The organism is Aequoribacter fuscus, assembly GCF_009910365.1.
Classification (GTDB): domain Bacteria; phylum Pseudomonadota; class Gammaproteobacteria; order Pseudomonadales; family Halieaceae; genus Aequoribacter; species Aequoribacter fuscus.
In genome coordinates this window covers 2,064,390-2,081,023 of the sequence record NZ_CP036423.1, presented here as the reverse complement: position 1 = coordinate 2,081,023, position 16,634 = coordinate 2,064,390, and the positions used below count along the sequence as shown (strand labels likewise).

Sequence of the window (16,634 nt, the reverse complement as noted above, 5' to 3'; positions counted from 1 at the left end):
GCTGACGTCGCCTTACTTCGTTAATTGAGATAGGGGTAGGGCGACGGTGTTTTTGATTTCGGTCACCGCAATATGAGAGTGCATTTCGCGTATGCTTTGTGACGCCATTAGGACGTTTCTTGCAAAATTTTCGTAATGCTTGATGTCTTTGGTGACGATTTTTAGCATGTAGTCCCACAGGCCCGTCATGGTATAGCACTCGACAATCTCTGGGTGTCTACTTATGTCTTGCTCGAATTGCAGCAAGTCTTGCGTACCTGTCTGTCGTAGGTTTATCGTGACAAAGACCACAAGGTCCAGTCCCAGTAGGTCGCGGTTAAGGCGTATGCCGCGCTCTTCAAAAAATCCGGCGTGTTCCAAGCGTTGAATACGACGCCAGCATGGTGACTGCGAGAGCCCAATGTGCTCGGCAATTTCGGCGGTGCTTATCGTGCTGTCGTTTTGCAGTAGTTCAAGAATCTTCAGATCGGTTTTTGTGAGTTCTTGCATAACTTATCCATTTTTTTGACTACTTTGGGTAAGTATATGCATGCTGATCACTTAAGACATTAAAAATAGGCAAAAAGTTTCGCAAAGAATTGGGCAGAATTGGACAAATCCCTGCGAGTGCCCAAGCCATGAGTGTTGATTATCAAATCAGTCTAGATGACAAATATGCTCTGGATACGACCAGAGCATACATGACCGGTATTGAAGCCTTGGTGCGTTTGCCTATGTTGCAACATCAGCGCGATGTAGCAAGAGGCCTAAATACGGCGGGTTTTGTGTCTGGCTACCGCGGCTCGCCCTTAGGTGGGGTCGACCAAGCCATGTGGTCCGCTCGCCCATGGCTGAAAAAGCACAACATAACCTTCCAGCCTGGCGTTAATGAGGAGCTTGCGGCCACCGCTGTATGGGGCTCGCAACAAACGCAGCTGTTCGAGGGTGCGCGTTACGATGGCGTATTCTCAATGTGGTACGGCAAGGGTCCCGGGGTCGACCGCTCGATGGATGTCATAAAACACGCCAACGCGTTCGGTACGGCAAAATATGGCGGGGTGTTGGCCGTTGCTGGTGATGATCATGCGTGTAAATCGTCCACCTTACCTCACCAGTCCGAGCACAATTTTATTGCAGCCTCAGTCCCCGTGCTTAGCCCAGCCAATGTGCAGGAAGTCCTTGATTTGGGTGTTTTTGGATGGGAGTTGTCACGCTACAGCGGTTGCTGGGTGGCTTTGAAGGCGATTACCGAAAACATGGATTCAGCGATATCGGCCGATATTGACCCCAGCCGCATGAATATTGTTATTCCAGATAGCTTCGTGCTCCCCGCTGATGGTGTGCACGCACGTTGGCCTGATAAGCCGCTAGATCAAGAGCTACGTCTGAACAAATACAAGATTTATGCAGCGCGCGAGTTTGCCCGGGTCAATAATTTAAACCCTGTGGTCATTGACTCGCCCAGCGCTCGGTTTGGCATCATGTGCGCTGGCAAGGCTTACCTTGATGTCATGCAGGCGTTAGAGGATATGGGCATCAACAAGGCCGTTGCTCGAGAGCTGGGTCTGCGTGTGATGAAGGTTGGAATGCCATGGCCCTTAGAGCCAGCGGGCGTACACAACTTTGCCGAAGGTTTGGAAGAAATTCTGGTGGTCGAGGAAAAGCGCTCGGTAATCGAAGACCAGTTGACGGGGCAACTTTACAATAATCCTGTTGCCGCACGCCCTCGCGTTGTGGGCGAGTTCGATGAACAGGGTCGTGACTTGTTGCCCAATGCGGGGGAGCTGACGCCCGCCATGATTGCGGTGGCCATTTACCGTCGCGTATCTCGCTATTTCGATTCTGAGACGATGCGTAAGCGCGTTGAATGGATAAAAAACAAAGAGGCGTTCTTAGCCAAACCTTACGACAAGGCCGAACGGGTGCCCCATTTTTGCTCTGGGTGCCCACACAATACGTCGACGAAAGTGCCTGAGGGTAGTCGAGCCTTGGGTGGGATCGGTTGCCATTACATGGCCACTTGGATGCTGGACCGCAACACCCAAACCTTTTCGCAAATGGGTGGCGAGGGAGCGGCCTGGATCGGGCAGGCACCGTTCACCGAAACTCAGCACGTCTTTCAGAATTTAGGTGACGGAACCTACTTTCATTCCGGCATTTTGGCCTTGCGTGCCGCTGTGGCCGCTAAGGTGAATATCACCTACAAAATCCTGTACAACGATGCTGTCGCCATGACGGGCGGACAGCCCATAGACGGTGACTTAAGCGTCGAATCATTGGTTAAACAAGTGTTGGCGGAGGGCGTATCTAAACTGGTCATTGTATCTGATGAACCTGACCAGTGGCGGGTGTTAGCTAAGGAGCACGGTGTCGGCATAGAGCACCGTAACAGCTTCGATAGTGTCCAAACTCAGTTGCGTGATACCTTGGGCACGACGGTCATTGTTTACGTGCAAACCTGTGCGGCCGAAAAACGCCGGCGCCGTAAAAAGGCCAAGTTGATCGATCCGCCGCGTCGGGTGGTGATCAACCCAGAGGTCTGCGAAGGCTGTGGCGATTGTAGTGCTCAATCGAATTGCTTATCGGTTGTGCCAAAAGAGACCGCCTTAGGCCGAAAACGGCAAATTGACCAAAGTTCTTGTAATAAAGATTTTCGGTGTGTCGATGGCTTTTGTCCCAGCTTTGTCAGCGTATTGGATGCCGATCTGCTCAGGCCTTCGGTCACACACATACCCCTTGAGGATTGGCTCAAAGACTTGCCACAGCCCACATTGCCAGCGTTGGAGCAGCCATGGAATACGGTGGTCGCTGGGGTCGGAGGTACCGGAGTATTAACGATCAGCGCCTTGATAGCGATGGCAGCTCATTTGGAAGGTAAGGGCTGCGCTACACTCAATCAGACCGGGTTGGCGCAAAAGTTTGGCGCCGTGGTGAGTCACGTCCGTGTTGCTCGTCAGCAAGACGATATTTTGGCGGTGCGCATTCCCGCCGGCGAAGCTGATTTGTTGTTGGGATGTGACTTCATTGTGGCGTGCGGCGATGAGACGCTGGCCAAAGTCGCCCACGGCAGAACGCACGCGGTACTGAATCAACAAGCCACGCCCACCTCCGAGTTAATCAGTAACCCAGATGCCAGCGTGCCTTACTCGGGTCTAGTCGACCGTGTCGAGACCGAAGTCGATGTTTCGCAGCTGGTTTGGCTTGATGCTACGCGCATTGCTACGGAGTTGATGGGGGACTCCATTGCGAGTAACTGTTTCTTGATGGGGGTGGCCTACCAAGCGGGTTGGTTGCCAGTATCTGATGAGGCACTAAACCGAGCGATTGAGTTAAATGGTGTTGGCATTGATATGAACCGTCAGGCTTTTGCGTGGGGCCGCTTGTGGCAAGCGAGCCCAGAGAGGGTAGAGAGATTACTGAAGCAGAGCCCAGACCTCGAAGTTGAGCTTACACTCGATCAGCTGATGGAGGCCAACAGCGACCGTTTGCGAATTTATCAAGATGATCACTACGCCGAGCTGTACCGACGTCGCGTGGCCCACATTCGCCAATACGACCAGCATGAAGGTCAGTTGGCGACACAGGCTTTCGCTAAAGGTTTGTATAAATTGATGGCGATAAAAGACGAATATGAGGTGGCTCGCTTGCATACCGCGCCAGCATTTCAAGCATTGCTAGACTCGCAGTTTAGCGCGAAGCGACGTTTGCGCTTCCATTTGGCGCCTCCTGGGTTAGCAAAGAAAGACCCAGCCACAGGCCGACTTCAAAAGCGTGAATTCGGCGCATGGATTCTCCCTGTGTTCAGAGTGTTGTCGGCACTGCGAAAAATACGAGGCACGGCCTTAGATATCTTTTCTTACAGCGACGAGCGAAAAGCTGAGCGTCAAGACATCGAAGATTATTTGACTCTATTACACCAAGATGTGTTGCCGCTGATGGCCCAAGATTATCACAGGGCCGTGGCTGTGCTTGAGACAGTGCAACGTTTACGGGGTTTTGGTCACGTAAAGGAGCGCAACAGGGCCGAGGTCAAAGACAGGCAGAAAGAGCTGTTGTCGTATCTGGCGATTGCTGCCTAGTGCTCGCATTTTTGCCTTCAAGGCGAGACTTGCAGTAAGGTGCGCTCTTTAACCGCAAGTAAGTTTCTATGGCAACAACGATCGTCAGCGTTAGGGTCACGCCAAAAGCCAAGCAAGCGCAAATAAAGGTCGAGGACATCGAGGGCCAGAGCGTGCTCAGGGTTTACGTTACGGTAGCCCCAGAGGATGGTAAAGCCAATCGAGCCGTGATGAGGGCTTTGGCGGACTACTTTGATGTGCCCCGCACTCGCATTAAGCTACTGAGCGGGGCTAAACAACGCGATAAGCGTTTTTCTATTGATGCTGACGTTACCGTTTGAGCGGAACCAACAGTCGCGTGCGTTTTTTGTAGTCCTGGTAGTCGGCGCGGTCGCCCCATTTCTTCTCTCCCTTTTTCTCGAGCATAGGTATTCCGCTAATGCGGGTCAGCAGTAAATAGGCAAAGATGGGTGATAACAAGCTGGCGAAGGCTGTTGACGTTAGGGCAGGTATGGCCAGTAAGGCGACGCCTACCCAAAGTGTGATTTCGCCAAAGTAGTTAGGGTGCCGGCTGTAAGCCCACAACCCGCTCGAGATAAAGGTGTCTTTGCCGTGTGTTGAACGATGCGCTCGTTTTTGTCGATCTGCGATCACCTCGATGCCAAAGCCGAGGAACCAGATCATCAATGCATTGACGTCCCAAAGTGACAAAGGTACGGGGTCGGTTGCGGTTATTGCGGCCAGTGCCGCCGCTGCCGTAATGCTGACCCACAAACCTTGCAGCGTCCAGGTCAGAAAAAAACGTTTGGCGTGCGGTTTGATTTGCTGGAAACGGTCGTCGCCGCCATCTTGATGCACCCGTTTGAACAAAAAGCTGCCTAGGCGAAGCGCCCAAATAATCACGAGCGCACTGAGTAATAAAGAACGATCGTCAAAGCGGTTCGATAAAACGAGAGCCAGAAGGGTCACCGTAATGAAACTCGCACTTCCAACTAAGTCGTAAAATCGCTCCGTTTGCTTGCGATACGCGGGAATAAACGCTACCCATTGAATGACCATGGCTACCGTAACGCAAATAGCGAATATCGGCGCGCCCTGGATAGTCAAGCTTGTGGTTGAGATCACGGCGGTGAACGCAACGATAAACCCTAGGGCGATTAGAATCGGTTTCATAGAGTGTGCTCTGCGTGTTGAATTATTGGATTTTTATACGCGCAAGAAGGGGGTAGAGATCACACTGTCTATCTACTACCCCGCGCTCTGTCAGTCTTTGTAGGAAGGATCTTTTTTCTCGATGATGCGCTTCATGGCAGCAAATTCTAATGCACCCGTAGGTTGCCCCATACCCTGAATTTTCGTGAGTTCCTCAGTGCGCGATAACACTTCGGGGCGGACGTGAATTTGCTTTACGCCGGTTTGGTCCACAGAGGTTTGAATCTGGCAGGAGCGCTCTAACACCCACATGTTCAAAAAGGCCTCTGCAATCGTACGTCCGCCCGCCAGCAAGCCATGGTTGCGTAAAATCATCATCATTGCTTCAGAGCCTAGGTTGGCGACGAGTTTATCCTTCTCACTTTCATCGACCGTAATGCCTTCGAAGTCATGGTAAGCGATGCGTCCATGCAATAGGGTCGAATAGAAATTGTCTGGGCGCAAGCCGCCTTCCTGACAGGCAACCGTCATGCCTGCCGTGGTGTGCGTATGCGCGATACACAGCATGTCATGGCGCGCGGCGTGCACACAGCTGTGGATGAGCATACCCGCCGGATTTACGAAGTGTTCTGTCGGTTCTACGATGTTGCCGTTGATGTCGACTTTAACCAAATTAGATGCTGTCACTTCGCTGTAGTGCAGTCCGTAAGGATTGATCAGAAAATGGCCTTCATCACCGGGCAGTTTTACCGTGATGTGATTAAAAATAAGTTCACCCCAGCCTAAATGGTCAAAAATTCGGTAGAGAGCCGCCAGGTCTTCACGTAAGGATTGTTCTGTTGTCATAGGTATATCGCCGCTGCGTTATTAAATTTAGAGCAATAGTATAGCAGGGCTAAGCTTGATATCACGCGGTCATTTAATCCCAAATCTGTGGGCTACGTGATACATTAAAGCCTAGTTTTAGGGCGAAAGAATGCTCTGCTGTACGTTAAAAGCCAAACGCATTTTGCGCTCAATGCCGTCGATTGGGCGGGCGCCAATGTTGCACGATCGAGTGGGACTGGGATGACAAAATCGATAGAAAATAACCTGTATTACCGACTGGGGATCGACAAGCCCGATCGCGGGCAAGTCAGAGTGCTGCAAACCGACAGCGGTAAGGTGTGGACCTACGGTGATCTCAGTGATATGGCAAAATCGCTCGGGCAAAAACTCATCCGTTTGGGCGTCCAGCAAGGCGATCGAATTTCGGTGCAAGTCGATAAGTCGGTCGAAGCGCTCGCCTTATACTTAGCCTGTTTGCGGATAGGGGCTGTGTATCATCCCTTGAATACCGCCTATTCTTTGGTTGAGCTCGATTATTTTATCGAGAATGCTGCCCCGCGTGTGTTGGTTTGTTCGACCGATCGGGAAGAGTTGCTGACACAGTTGGCTGTCAGATGTGGGGTCGATGTGGTTTTAACGCTGGATATCTCGGGGACAGGGAGTCTAGTAAGTGACCTGCCTGAAGCTCAAGACAGTGCCCCAGTATCAGTCAACTCGTCTACAGCGGCAGCCTTGCTCTATTCGTCGGGCACCACCGGCCGACCGAAGGGTATTGTGTTAACGCACGAAAATTTGGCAAGCAATGCCGAGGTGTTGGTCGATTTGTGGGGCTTTAGCGCTGACGATGTCTTGCTGCATAGCCTTCCGATTTACCATGTCCACGGTTTGTTTGTCGCCTGCCACTGCGTATTGCTCAGTGGTGCTTCGATGCTGTGGAATGCTGGCTTTGAAGTGCACAAAGTGTTGGAGCAACTTGGCCGCTCAAGCGTCATGATGGGGGTGCCTACGTATTACTCGCGTTTGTTATCCTTGCCAGAATTCGATTCAGGTTCGTGCAAGTCGATGCGTCTGTTTATCTCTGGGTCCGCACCTTTGCTCAGCAGCACGTTTGCAGAGTTCGAGCGGCGCACGGGCCATCGAATCTTGGAGCGCTACGGGATGACAGAGACGGGTATGAGCACCTCTAATCCCTTAAACGGCGAGCGCAGAGCGGGAACTGTGGGCTTTCCTTTGCCAGGGATAGCGTTGCGTGTGGAAGATGACCACGGCCTGATCTTGGCCGCAGGAGAAGTGGGCAATCTGCTGGTCAAAGGCCCCAATGTGTTCAGAGAATATTGGGGAATGCCGGAAAAAACCGCGGCCGATTTTACCGAAGATGGTTTCTTTAAGACAGGCGACTTGGCAACCATTGATGCTGAAGGTTATGTCGCGATTGTGGGACGTTCCAAAGACTTGATCATCACCGGTGGGTTGAATGTTTACCCCAAAGAGATCGAGCTTGTGATCGATCGTTGTGACGGCGTTTTAGAGTCCGCAGTGATTGGCTTATCGGACGACGATTTTGGTGAGCGAGTTGTTGCCGTGATCGTGCCGGATGGCACTAAACATGAAGCAGATTTGGAGCAGGGTGTCAGACGCGAGTTGCAAGAGAGTCTAGCGGGTTTCAAGCGACCTAAAGACTATATATTCATTGATAGCCTGCCCCGCAACGCCATGGGGAAAGTGCAAAAAGCGCTCTTGCGGGAGCGCTTTGCAGATTAGTCTGTGACCTTAACGTCATGAAATAGTCCCAACTTGACGAGATCTTGCTAAGCCGCTTGCATTTCGCTCTCGGTCCGGTGCGCGGGATGAGCGAGCAAGTACTCAAAAGCCGATAAGGCTGCTTTAGCGCCTTCACCCATGGCAATCACGATTTGCTTGTAGGGCACGGTGGTAACATCGCCGGCAGCAAATACGTTGGCTTGGGTCGTGCGGCATTTGTTGTCGACTATGATTTCGCCGTGCGCTGTGCATTCGACCATATCGCTCAGGAACTGGCTGTTAGGGCTTAAGCCAATTTGCACAAACACACCATCGGTGTTTAAGCGCTTGCGCGCATTGCTGACGCGGTCAAGATATTCTAGCGCCACCACTTTGCCGCCGTCGGCGATAATTTCCTGACAAGCCGCATTTGCTATAATCGAGATGTTAGTGCGTTGTTTCGCTTGATCGACCAGTACTTTATCGGCTTTTAGCGTCGGCATGAATTCCACGACTGTGACGCTCTTAACAATGCCCGCCAGATCCAGAGCTGCCTCTATACCAGAGTTGCCACCGCCGACGACCACAACATCCTTGCCCGCAAAAAATGGGCCGTCGCAATGTGGGCAGTAGGCCACTCCGGCACCGATGTTCTCCTCTTCTCCGGGAATTCCAAGTTTTCGCCACTGAGCACCGGTTGCGACGATGATGCTGCGCGTCTGTATCTGCTCGCCTGTGTTCAGAGTGATAGTCCGAACCTGGTCGCCGCTGATGCTCTCGACTCTAATGTTCTCCCGGATCGAAACAGGGTATCTATTCATGTGCTCAACCAAATTGCCGCTCAGTTTTGCGCCGGTCGTATGGCTTACCGAAATCAGGTTTTCGATCCCTTGGGTGTCTTTAACTTGGCCACCTAAGCGCTCGGCCAGCAAGGTCACCGACAGGCCTTTTCGTGCACTATAAATCGCCGCACTTGCGCCCGCGGGGCCTCCGCCTATAACAACCACATCTTGCAGGGCAGTGGCTGAGTCGTGTTTCGCCACTTTAGCCTCAGGCGCAATGTGCTGCAATTTATCCAGCAGCTGACTAATCTCGGTTTTACCATTGGCAAAGGGTGCGCCGTTAGCAAAAACAGCAGGTACACCCTGCAGCTCGCGTTCTTCAACAAGCTGGGGAAACAACCCGCCATCGATCATCTCTGCGCTAATATTCGGGTTGAGCAAAGCAAATTGATGCAAGGCTTGAACAATATCAGGGCAGTTATGGCAGCTCAGGCTGACAAAAACTTCAAAGTGGATTGGCGTTTTTACCGCCTTGATAAGGCTCTGCACCGCAGGATCAAGCTTGAGTTCCCGTCCACCCGCATACAGTAAGGCTAAAATGAACGAGTTGAATTCATGGCCACTTGGTATGCCTGAAAACTGTACGCCGCTATCATCGCCATCGATTTCTAAGCGGAAAGACAGAGGGCTTCGCAAGGCTGTAGTCTCGCGCTCTTCAAATTGGATCTTGTCCGACAAGTCCGAAATTTGCCGTAAAAATGACACCAGCTCAGCGCGCTTTGAGTGATTTCCCGCGGCAACAACCAAGGTTACCGCGCGTGAGATGGTGTCGGTGTAGGTCTTAACATTATTGAGTAGCTCTTGGTTTAACATTTTAACTCTCCTAATCGTCTCGAAAAGGCGGGTTGCCCCGCCTTGGATTTAAATTTTGCCGACTAAGTCAAACGAGGGGGCCAAGGTTTGCTCGCCTTCTTGCCATTTGGCGGGGCATACCTCACCTGGATTGTTGCGGACATATTGGGCAGCTTTAATTTTGCGCACCAATTCCTCCGCATTGCGGCCAATGCCCTCGGCGGTAACTTCGATGACTTGCACAATGCCATCTGGATCAACAATAAATGTCGCGCGGTCCGCTAGGCCTTGGTCTTCTCGCATGACGCCAAATTGACGCGTTATTGCGCCGCTCGGGTCGCCGATCATCGGATACTGAATCTTGCCAATAGTGTCCGATGATTCGTGCCACGCTTTGTGCGTGAAGTGGGTATCGGTTGAGACCGAGTACACCTCGACGCCTCGGGCTTGCAGCTCGCTGTAATGATCCGCAAGATCACCCAGTTCCGTTGGGCAAACGAAGGTGAAATCTGCGGGATAGAAGAAAAATACCGCCCATTTGCCCAGAACATCTTGCTCGTTGATCGTAATGAATTCGCCGTTCTTGAAAGCCATGGCGTTAAAGGGTTTGATGCTTGAATTAATTGAGGTCATTTGTCTCTCCTTGCTGTGGTTTGTTGAAGACCCGTGCACTATAGCCGCGCCTTTTTGATTGTTAAATTTGAATATATTGATTGTTTTGATCGTTTTTTTAAATTGTTTGAGCGCGGTGATGATGGATTTTTTGACGAAATTGATTAGACTTGAAGACAAAACAAAGTTGCTCTAATAGCACTCATCAACGGCTCGGTTGTTATGATTTCAATAAAACAAATTCGCTATGCACTCGCAGTCGAAAAGACCCTGCATTTTAGGAAGGCCGCCGACAACTGTGCGGTATCCCAGTCGGCCTTGAGTACCGCCTTGAACGAGCTAGAGGTGCAGCTCGGGTTTCAGGTCTTTGAACGTGATAATAAAAAAGTGCTCGTTACTCCGATGGGGCGTATTTTCTTGGAAAAAGCCCGATCCGTGAGCGTCCAAATTGACGACATATTGCGTCTTAGGCAAACCGACAAGGCTCCGCTGAGCACGCCCTTAACGATTGGAATGATACCGACAATTGCGCCTTATCTACTGCCGATTGTGTTGCCCGCAGTAGCAGCAAGGTACCCTGCGGCGAAGCTAAAAATCGTCGAGGCACAGTCGAAGGAGTTGGTCGAGCGAGTGCGTGATGGAGAGCTCGATACGGCGGTCTTGGCGCTACCCTATGACTGCGATAATTTGCTGAGTTTTCCGTTTTGGGACGAAGACTTTTATTGGGTTGCGCCAAGTGATGGCGACCAGGAGGTTCGGGAACGTATTACCTCCGAAGAGCTGTCACGAGAGAATTTAATGTTGTTATCTGAAGGCCATTGTTTAAAAGATCACGCTCTGGCGGCTTGTAAGTTCTCCAATGCGGTGGCACATTCGATGAGTGCAACCAGTCTGAACACGCTCATTCAATTGGTGGTCGCTGGACTGGGTTCTACGCTGGTGCCTGAAATGGCACTGGATCAACTCGTGTGCAACGACAAGAGACTTCAGTATGCTCGCCTCGATGAGCCAGGACCGCATCGAAAAATTGCATTTATCATGCGCGCGACCTATCCAAAGTTGGATAGCATACAAGCGCTTCAAGACGTGTTTACTCAAGCTCTGGGAAATCGTTGATCGCTGAGCTTCAATACAAGGAATAATAATGCGTACACTTATTTTACTCTGCTTTGTTGCTGGCTTAACTGCGTGCGCTGGCCGTGTGCCCGATATTTCGGTGGATGCGACGAAGTATGATGTTCAAATTGAACGTGATCGCTGGGGTATCCCTCATATTCACGGGAAAACTGATGCGGACACCGCTTTTGGATTTGCCTATGCTCAAGCTGAAGACGGTTGGGAGCTGATTGAAGAAACGCTACCGTTTTATCGCGGCGAGTCTGCCCGTTATAACGGTAAAGACGCAGCGCCAGCTGACTATATGATCCAATGGCTCGGGGTTCGGGATTGGGTGAACGCGGGTTACGAAAACCAGATTAGTCCAGAGGCGCGCGCACTAGTGCAGGCCTATACCGATGGATTAAACCACTTTGCGGCGAAACATCCTCATCGAGTGACGCGGGATATTTTGCCGGTGACAACCACCGACATTATCACTGGGTTTGTGGTTCGGCATTTATTGTTTTACGGATTTGATGGATCGGTGAAAGAGGTGATGGGCCCCGAGCGCGCGCGAGAGGTCTCTCGTTTAGTCGCTGATCTGGGGTTGAGCGATACCCCTATCGGGTCTAATGCTATCGCGGTGTCACCAGCGGCAACAGACGATGGAGCGACTCGTCTGATGATTAATTCGCACCAGCCTACCGATGGTCCAGTGGCGTGGTACGAGGCGCATATCAGCAGTGATGAAGGGCTCGATATTATGGGTGGCACTTTTCCTGGAAGTCCGCTGATCAGCCTCGGGTTTAACCACGATATCGCCTGGGGCGTGACGGTTAATAAGCCTGACTTGGTCGATATTTTTGTCCTCGAAATCAATCCTGACAACGAAGACCAGTATCGCTTAGATGGCCAGTGGTTAGACCTAGAGGTCAGCGAAGCTAGCCTGCGCGTAAAACTGTGGGGGCCTCTTTACTGGACGGTGAAGCGCGAGATATATCGTTCCAAGCATGGACCTGTCATGAAAACGGATCATGGTACCTACGCGTTCCGGTTTGGTGGCCAGAATGAGATCCGTCAGGTGGATCAGTGGTACGCCCTGAATCGAGCACGAACCTTCGATGAGTGGTATGCAGCGATGGCACAACATCGGTTTGCGTCGTTTAATTTCGTCTTCGCTGATAAAGAGGGGACGATCGCCTTCGTTCACAATAGCCTGACCCCGCGCCGCAAACCCGGGTATGACTGGAGCCAGTATTTGCCCGGTGATCGGTCCGATCTTATCTGGGATAGTTATTTGCCTTTTCAGCAGTTGCCTCAAGTGGTGCGTCCCAAATACGGCTACTTGGCAAGCACGAATCAAACACCCTTTCAGGTTGCTGTTGCGGACGATAACCCAGACCCATCGGCATTTAGTCCGACCGATGGGTATCAAGCGCGAATGACCAATCGTGCTGATCGAGCCTTAGAACTCTTCGCGGCTTTAAGACCCATTTCGGCAGAGGATTTTTGGACCATAAAGCACGACAAAGCCTACGCTGTTTCGAGCCGCGCTGGTCACTACATTCGCGCCGCAATTGCCGCCGAACTCACCGACGCTTTACCTCATCATTTGCAGGCACAAGCTCTGTTGGCTCAGTGGGACTTGGTGGCGGACATTCAAAGCCGAGAAGCGGCTTTAGGTGTGTGTGTCATTCGCGCCGAATGGCGCGCAGAGCAAGATGCTGTGGCGCCGCCTGAGGCGGGAGGCGTGTTGCAGGCCTGCGCTGATGAATTGCTGGAGGTGTCTGGGCGAATTGACCCCTTGTGGGGGGAGATCAATAGACACACCCGTGGCCCGGTAAATGTGCCGATCGGAGGAGGTCCCGATACGCTGCGCGCAATCTACGGCACAGGGTATGAGGAAAATGGATACTTGACGAATATCGCGGGCGATGGGCTTTACTATTTGGTCGCTTGGAACGCCGAGCAAAAGCTCTCGGTGCAGGGTGTGCATCATTACGGCTCAGCCACTATGCTCGAGGATTCGGCTCACTACGCAGATCAAGCAGAGGATTTTGCCGCCGAACGTCTGCATGCACCGCTATTTGACGCTCAGGAACGCGCAGCAGCAGGAAATGTGCGATCTTATCGACCGTGAAATCCCTTGGGGCTAGGAATATGGAATGTTCGTGCTAATATGTGAGTTCGATTGAAGTGAGCAGACACCATGTTTTTTGACAAGCGATCACAGAAGAATACACCAGCCCCTGCAGTTGAGGAGCCGGTACAGCCAGTGTCAAAGGTGGCAGAGGTCGCATCGATTCCATCATCCAAAGGAGGAAGCGCCGTGATTGGGGCAACGGTTAAAATCAAAGGTGAAGTACACAGTGAAGAAGATTTGACAGTTGAAGGACAAATCGAAGGGACTGTTGTACTCAAAAGCAATGAGCTGTTTGTTGGCCCCTCTGGCCGTGTACACGCCGATGTGATGGCTAAAGCGGTGAAAGTGGATGGCGAATTACATGGAGATGTCGAAGCGAGTGAGCGTGTACTGATCACTGCGAACGGCTCCATGCGAGGAAACATCCAAGCGCCGCGTGTCATCCTAGAGGATGGTAGCAAATTTAAGGGCAGCATCGATATGAACGAAGCCGCACCCACCAAAAGCTTCGGTGTCGTAAGCAACACCAAAGTCGCAGCGAGCGGCGACAGCGCTGGAGAGTAAGGTCTAAGTGAGCCTTAATCATGCCGCAGCGATGCGGCAGAGCGCTGTGAATAGGGAATTTTTTAAAAGTACCTTGATCGCGGGCGTACTGCCTGATTGCGAGTCAACGAGGCCTCGGAAGATCCTTGATTTCGGAGCGGCGCATGCGTCTACGATTGCCCACTTGCACAGGACTTTTTGGGGGCGTCTAACCGTTCTCGATTTGATCAGTCAAGCGTCGAAAATAAATGCTCTGCTGAGCGACGACGAGGCCTCCGAACAAAGAGCAGCAGTCCTAGAAGACAGCTTTGAGCCCTGCATTGGCCAAGCATACGATTTGGTGCTTATATGGGACTTCGCCTTGTATTTGAGTGATTCCAATTTGAATTGGTTGAACGATTGGTTGGATGCAATGCTGACTTACGACGGTGTGGCGCACGGATTTGTGTGTCATAACGCTACTCGCGGTTTGGTGGCGAAGCGTTGGGGTATCGCTGGGCCCAATCAGTTAGAAGCTGAGTCTGCCTCCGCTGAGCTCCCTTATCGGCACTTGCGGGGTGCATTGTCCCGCGGATTGCCCGATTTCCAAATTGATAAAAGCGTCTTAATGAAGGACGGGCGTTTGGAATTTGTGATTCGGCGTGGGTAAATACCGCAATTAGAGATCAAATCTAGCCTCTAAAAAACGCGCGATGCCATCATCGTCGTGATGACCAATGACTTCTGTTGCTACAGCTTTAACTTCGGGCTTGGCATTATCTGGCGCATAGCATTCATCGGCAATCTCGAACATCGTTAAATCATTGTCGCTATCCCCGAAACAGATAATGCGCTCCGCACCCATGTCACGTTTAAGTTCAAGGACGGCCGCGCCTTTGTTGCCGTCGCAGTGATGCACATCCAGCCAGTACAGGTTTTGCCCCTCAAATGCGGGGCCTCCGTAGGCGATAAGGTGTTCCTCTTGAGCAATCTGAGCCACGATAGCGTCTATGGCTTCTTGACTGCCTAGTCCACTGAAGTTGGCGATAGACGCCCTCGGCGGCATCGCGCTTAAGGGCTTCAGTGCGCTTCCGCGTTCGCGCTCAATAAAAGCGGCTAGCTTGTGTTCGTAATCTTTCATTACGGGGGCATGATAGACGCCGTGGTGCTCGTTGGGTTCAAAGGTGTGTATAAATGGGCTGACACCTGCGTCGGTAAAGGCCAGCAGTACCTTAGAAATTTCCTCTTGAGTCAGTAAGCATTGGCGGCTGTAATCGCCCGATGCTGGATTCCAGATCAACACCCCATTTTTGATAATGTGGGGGAGGTGAAAGCCACTACCGCTAACGACTGCATGGGCGCCATGTAAGGTTCGGCCGGTCGCTACTGTGTAGGCGATACCCGCCTCGGCCATTTTGGTTAGCACGCGGTTAGTGTAGTCCGAGATCTGGGACTGGGCGTTCAATAGTGTGCCGTCTAAATCAAATACTACTAAATCCATAATCGTCAGTCGCAGCTTACCAGTCGATGTTTGCCTTCTTGCTTTGCTTGCAGTAAGGCAATATCGGCGCGTTGAATGGCCTGCTCGAGGGTTTCATTTTCTCGGATCTGCGCTACGCCGATCGATGCGGAGACAGTCAAGGGCTCGGGGTCGGTTGTGAAAGGCTGGGCACAGGAGGCGATCAGCGATTGAGCTAGAGCCTTGGCGTCAATGCTGCTTGGTGTAACGATCACAAATTCGTCTCCGCCCATACGGCAGGCAACCCCGTGCTCTGGCAGTGCCTCTTGAATATTTTGAGCGATAGTCACAAGTGCGATATCGCCGACGTTGTGCCCGTACTGGTCGTTGATGGCTTTGAAGTCATCAAGGTCGATAAATAAAATACCACTGCCTTTGGCGCCTAAATTTTGTCGGGTGAGTTCTTTAACAAATTCAGAGCGATTAAAAAGGTCTGTTAAGGTGTCGCGCGAGGCCGCGCGCTGCAGTTTTATGCGGTTGCGCTCGTGCGACAAGGCAATGCCTGCATATTGCATGAGCTCCTGCCATTGCTGTACCCCTGTGGGGCTCCAGATGCCATCCATCCACAGTGTTTCTGGTAGAGCATAGTCAAGCGATACGAGATAATGTGTGACCTCGTGTGGCGTGTCGTTTGGCGCTATGGCACCAAAGCGAATGCCCGCAATATCCCAGCGGTCCATGAGTTTTAAGGTGCTCACGGGTAACTCTGAACGGTTAACCGAGAGAAGTTCGCCAGCCTCAGATACATCTGCTTTATCGATAGGTTCAGCCACAAATAGCTTGAAAATTTCGGGTTTAAAGTGTTCTGAGATGGGGTGATCTGGCATCGAGCAAATCAGCTCTGCGTCGGCGGCTGCGTCTGTTGGAACAAAGAATGACGGACGTCTTACGTGCCCCCCGCGACCAACGCCCTGAGCGATGAGTTGCATCACCCTCGCGTGCGACTCGTTTTTCGCCATCGCAGTAATAGGATCGCTGTAGGCCGGCCGGCATTCCGCGGTCTGAATGTTCACAATGATCCCAGAGATTTCCGGGTCGCTCAATCGGTTGCTGCTGACGATATCGATCTCTACCCAGTTTTCCTCATTGTCGCGGATCCGTAAGGTCATGGGAATGTATCGAATCTCGCGGTTGTCGTCGGCGAGCGCGAGGGATTCAACAACACGAGAGACATCTTCGGGGTGGATGTAGTCGAGAATGTTTCGACCCTCGGCCCAAGTTGAGGGATAGCCGAGCATATCTTGTACGCCACGGCTGGCAAACATCACCGAGCCATCGATACCGATGACCAAAGTCACCGATCGGGATGCGTCCAAAACGGCTCGGTGAAAGGATGGGTTTTGCATACG

At 51.8% G+C, this 16,634-nt stretch carries 14 protein-coding genes; 7 read left to right on the top strand and 7 right to left on the bottom strand.

The window, feature by feature from the left end; translation table 11 throughout:
- Positions 1–12: 12 nt before the first annotated feature.
- On the bottom strand, positions 13–489 hold the full coding sequence (locus tag EYZ66_RS09335; protein WP_009574593.1) for an Lrp/AsnC family transcriptional regulator: 477 nt from the start codon (positions 487–489) through the stop codon (positions 13–15).
- A gap of 89 nt (positions 490–578) precedes the next feature.
- Here EYZ66_RS09335 and EYZ66_RS09330 point away from each other — a divergent pair, with 89 nt between their 5' ends.
- Positions 579–4,058: an indolepyruvate ferredoxin oxidoreductase family protein gene (locus EYZ66_RS09330; RefSeq protein ID WP_280525406.1), complete on the top strand. Its 3,480-nt coding sequence runs from the start codon at positions 579–581 to the stop codon at positions 4,056–4,058.
- A gap of 68 nt (positions 4,059–4,126) precedes the next feature.
- The gene (locus EYZ66_RS09325) at positions 4,127–4,378 is read left to right on the top strand and encodes a DUF167 domain-containing protein (protein ID WP_009574591.1); all 252 of its coding nucleotides are present in this window, start codon (positions 4,127–4,129) and stop codon (positions 4,376–4,378) included.
- On the opposite strand, the gene EYZ66_RS09320 is transcribed toward EYZ66_RS09325, so the two are convergent.
- Together EYZ66_RS09320 and EYZ66_RS09315 are read right to left on the bottom strand one after the other, a co-directional pair.
- Complete coding sequence (locus EYZ66_RS09320) at positions 4,368–5,210, bottom strand: DUF1295 domain-containing protein (protein WP_009574590.1); 843 nt, start codon at positions 5,208–5,210, stop codon at positions 4,368–4,370. The two genes, EYZ66_RS09325 and EYZ66_RS09320, sit on opposite strands and share 11 nt — an antisense overlap.
- 90 nt (positions 5,211–5,300) lie before the next feature.
- Entirely contained in the window at positions 5,301–6,035 is a 735-nt protein-coding gene (locus EYZ66_RS09315; RefSeq protein WP_160195654.1) for a class II aldolase/adducin family protein, read from the bottom strand.
- 222 nt (positions 6,036–6,257) lie between these two features.
- On the opposite strand from EYZ66_RS09315, the gene EYZ66_RS09310 reads away from it, so the two are divergent.
- On the top strand, positions 6,258–7,778 hold the full coding sequence (locus EYZ66_RS09310) for an AMP-binding protein (RefSeq protein ID WP_009575827.1): 1,521 nt from the start codon (positions 6,258–6,260) through the stop codon (positions 7,776–7,778).
- Positions 7,779–7,825: 47 nt separating this feature from the next.
- On the opposite strand, the gene ahpF is transcribed toward EYZ66_RS09310, so the two are convergent.
- Positions 7,826–9,412, bottom strand: a complete 1,587-nt coding sequence (gene ahpF / locus EYZ66_RS09305) for an alkyl hydroperoxide reductase subunit F (RefSeq protein WP_009575828.1) — start codon at positions 9,410–9,412, stop codon at positions 7,826–7,828.
- A 48-nt stretch (positions 9,413–9,460) separates the two neighbouring features.
- Positions 9,461–10,024: an alkyl hydroperoxide reductase subunit C gene (gene ahpC / locus EYZ66_RS09300; protein ID WP_009575829.1), complete on the bottom strand. Its 564-nt coding sequence runs from the start codon at positions 10,022–10,024 to the stop codon at positions 9,461–9,463.
- Positions 10,025–10,225: 201 nt separating this feature from the next.
- Here ahpC and EYZ66_RS09295 point away from each other — a divergent pair, with 201 nt between their 5' ends.
- The 4 genes from EYZ66_RS09295 (at position 10,226) to EYZ66_RS09280 (ending at position 14,436) form a co-directional block, all read left to right on the top strand.
- The gene (locus tag EYZ66_RS09295; protein ID WP_009575831.1) at positions 10,226–11,119 is read left to right on the top strand and encodes a hydrogen peroxide-inducible genes activator; all 894 of its coding nucleotides are present in this window, start codon (positions 10,226–10,228) and stop codon (positions 11,117–11,119) included.
- Positions 11,120–11,147: 28 nt separating this feature from the next.
- On the top strand, positions 11,148–13,241 hold the full coding sequence (locus EYZ66_RS09290; protein WP_009575832.1) for a penicillin acylase family protein: 2,094 nt from the start codon (positions 11,148–11,150) through the stop codon (positions 13,239–13,241).
- A 135-nt stretch (positions 13,242–13,376) separates the two neighbouring features.
- Positions 13,377–13,808 (top strand): bactofilin family protein, encoded by a 432-nt coding sequence (locus EYZ66_RS09285; protein ID WP_158027004.1) that lies wholly within the window; start codon positions 13,377–13,379, stop codon positions 13,806–13,808.
- Between the two features lie 7 nt (positions 13,809–13,815).
- On the top strand, positions 13,816–14,436 hold the full coding sequence (locus EYZ66_RS09280; RefSeq protein WP_040816660.1) for a hypothetical protein: 621 nt from the start codon (positions 13,816–13,818) through the stop codon (positions 14,434–14,436).
- Between the two features lie 9 nt (positions 14,437–14,445).
- On the opposite strand, the gene EYZ66_RS09275 is transcribed toward EYZ66_RS09280, so the two are convergent.
- Positions 14,446–15,267: an HAD-IIB family hydrolase gene (locus EYZ66_RS09275; RefSeq protein WP_009575835.1), complete on the bottom strand. Its 822-nt coding sequence runs from the start codon at positions 15,265–15,267 to the stop codon at positions 14,446–14,448.
- Positions 15,268–15,272: 5 nt separating this feature from the next.
- The gene (locus EYZ66_RS09270; protein ID WP_009575836.1) at positions 15,273–16,631 is read right to left on the bottom strand and encodes a GGDEF domain-containing protein; all 1,359 of its coding nucleotides are present in this window, start codon (positions 16,629–16,631) and stop codon (positions 15,273–15,275) included.
- Between the last annotated feature and the right edge of the window lie 3 nt (positions 16,632–16,634).